The 2,342-nt window shown below is 61.8% G+C and carries 3 protein-coding genes and 1 pseudogene; 1 reads left to right on the forward strand and 3 read right to left on the reverse strand.

Translation table 11 applies throughout. The features are described 5' to 3' along the window. The coding region (locus tag EN994_RS27570) for a TetR/AcrR family transcriptional regulator (protein ID WP_164746249.1) at positions 1–639 on the reverse strand (639 nt) is incomplete at its 3' end. 71 nt (positions 640–710) lie between these two features. Further along, positions 711–995: an acylphosphatase gene (locus tag EN994_RS27575; protein ID WP_013532605.1), complete on the reverse strand. Its 285-nt coding sequence runs from the start codon at positions 993–995 to the stop codon at positions 711–713. A gap of 175 nt (positions 996–1,170) precedes the next feature. On the opposite strand from EN994_RS27575, the gene EN994_RS27580 reads away from it, so the two are divergent. After that, positions 1,171–2,163, forward strand: coding sequence for a helix-turn-helix domain-containing GNAT family N-acetyltransferase (locus EN994_RS27580; protein WP_013532604.1), 993 nt, complete (start codon positions 1,171–1,173; stop codon positions 2,161–2,163). Between the two features lie 35 nt (positions 2,164–2,198). Here EN994_RS27580 and EN994_RS36440 read toward each other — a convergent pair. Continuing rightward, positions 2,199–2,342: pseudogene (locus tag EN994_RS36440) on the reverse strand (pyridoxal phosphate-dependent aminotransferase); the annotation flags it as partial.

Consider the following 2,342-nt stretch of genomic DNA (forward strand, 5'->3'; position numbering starts at 1 on the left):
AGCGTCCTTTGCGCGTCCGAAGGGACGCGCGGCGCCGTAGGCGTCGATCTTCGCGCCGACGAGCCGCATTGTCATTGAAAGATATGTTGTGGTCACTTCAGCGATCGACAGCCGTTCGCCCGGCCGAAACCAGACGATGACGCCGGTCATCATCTGGATCAGCGCCATGGCGGTCAGCCCGGTGTCGTCGATGCTGAAGGTGCCCGTCTCGGCGCCGTCGCGCAGGATGGTGCGCAGCTCCTTCTCGTAGGCAGTGCGCATGCGCAGGATCTGCGTCAGCCTTTCCGGCGACAGGCTGCGCAATTCCATGTTCGACACATGCGTGGCGTGCCGTCGCTCGATGTGGAAAGTGATGTGGTTTTCGACATAGGCCGAAAGCCGCTGCACGGGATCCGCATTAACCGGGCGAGCTGTTTCCCACGCTTCGGTCAAACCTTCCATGTGCTCGCGCATCAGCGTGAACAGAAGCTCTTCCTTGGTCGGAAAGTAGCGGTAGAGTGCGGCCGCCTGTACGCCGACCTCGGCGGCGAGCTGTCGCATCGACATCGCCTCGTAGCCAAAACGCGCGATCAGATTGACCGCCGCCTCACGAATGGTCGCTTCGGTCTTTTCGCCATCAGACCCGGCGGTGCGTGCCATGTCAGCTCCTCTGCGGAGCAATAATAAAACGAACGTTTAATTAATTCAAGGCGCTCAATCCAAATCCGCCTTCATGCCACGATTCTGAACCCAACAGAGGCGTTGTCTGCCTCCAACTCCTCGACGTCGACCTTGGAAACCAAAGCCCCGGCCGGCCCTTTCCAGAGGCGCTCGATCATTGTCGAGACCTCCTCATCGAGGCCTGCGATCTCGGCCGTTACGGACCCGTCCGCTTCATTGCAAACCCAGCCCGCAAGACCAAGGCCCGTGGCCTCATCCCGGGCCCAGGCTCTGAAGCCGACGCCTTGCACGTTACCGTAGACGCGTGCGTGCACTTTCCTGCGATGACCAGCCATGAATCTCTCCAAGCCTGTCTCGTTTTGAATCTGGCGCACGGCCTGAGGAATGCAACCTGCGCGCGGACGCAATAGCTGGGCCTTCCGGCTTTAGCTGGCCTTCTGGCCTTGAATTTAATTGACTCAGTCCACTAATTTAGGAAAATGGAACTGCTTTATTAGGAGCTGGCCGCAAATGTTGGACGAACGCAACGCATTGGTGGCCGATGTCCGGCGCTTCAATCGCTTCTACACGCGCACTGTCGGCCTTCTCGACGAGACGCTGACACAAAGTGCATTCACTTTGACCGAGGCGCGCGTGCTGTTCGAACTGGGTCACCGCAGCAACCCGGCTTCCGCCGAAATCGCCGGCGAGCGAGGTTTCCTGGTTGGGGCTTTTCGGCTCGAGAATGGCCCGGCGGCCTCCGAAATATCGAGACAATTGCGTGTCGATGCCGCCTATCTGACGCGGATCCTGCGCAAGTTCGCGGGCCAGGGGCTGACCGAGGCCAGAACGGACCCGGCTGACCGGCGCCGAAGGGTCCTCTCGCTGACCGCAAGGGGCGAGGCAGCGCTTGCCAGGCTGCAGGCGGCGGCCGATCGGGATACGGCGCGGCTGATCGAAAGCGTACCCGACGACAGGTTGCATGAACTGCGCAGCGCCTTGCGCAAGGCGGGGGAATTGCTGGGTGATCCCACCCGTGAAAGCGGCGAGGTGACGTTGCGGCCGCACCGCGTCGGCGATGTCGGCTGGGTCGTGCAGCGCCAGGCCCAACTTTATGCCGAGGAATATGGCTGGACGATCGAGTTCGAGGCCATGCTCGCCGAGATCGGCGCCGATTTCATTCGCAATTTCGTGCCCGGCCGCGATTTCTGCTGGATCGCCGAGCGCGGTGGTCAGCCGGTCGGCGCGGTGTTCCTGGTTCATCAGGATGATAAGGTGGCCAAGCTGAGAATGCTGCATGTCGAGGCGTCGGCGCGCGGCTTCGGCATCGGCAAACGACTGGTGGCGGAATGCGTGAACCAGGCCCGGGCTTGCGGCTACGCCAAGCTAGTTCTGTGGACCAACGACATCCTCGTTGCGGCGCGCGCGATCTACGAACGTGCCGGCTTCAGGCTGGTCTCGCAGGAGCACCACCGCAGCTTCGGCAAGGATCTGACCGGCCAGACCTGGGAAATGGATTTGTAGGCGGCTTTTGCTGCCGGTTGCGCGCCAGCGGTATCCTAATTACCCCGCGCTGCCGCCAAAGCACCGGGAAGTTCCTCGGCAAAAATGTCGAGCTCGTGATCGAGGCCGACGCTGACGCGGATGCAGCGGTCGAGCCGTGGCACCATCGGCTTGCGGATGAAGACGTCGCGTGACAGCAG

The sequence above is a fragment of the Mesorhizobium sp. M7A.F.Ca.CA.002.09.1.1 genome, assembly GCF_003998555.1.
Lineage (GTDB): Bacteria > Pseudomonadota > Alphaproteobacteria > Rhizobiales > Rhizobiaceae > Mesorhizobium > Mesorhizobium ciceri.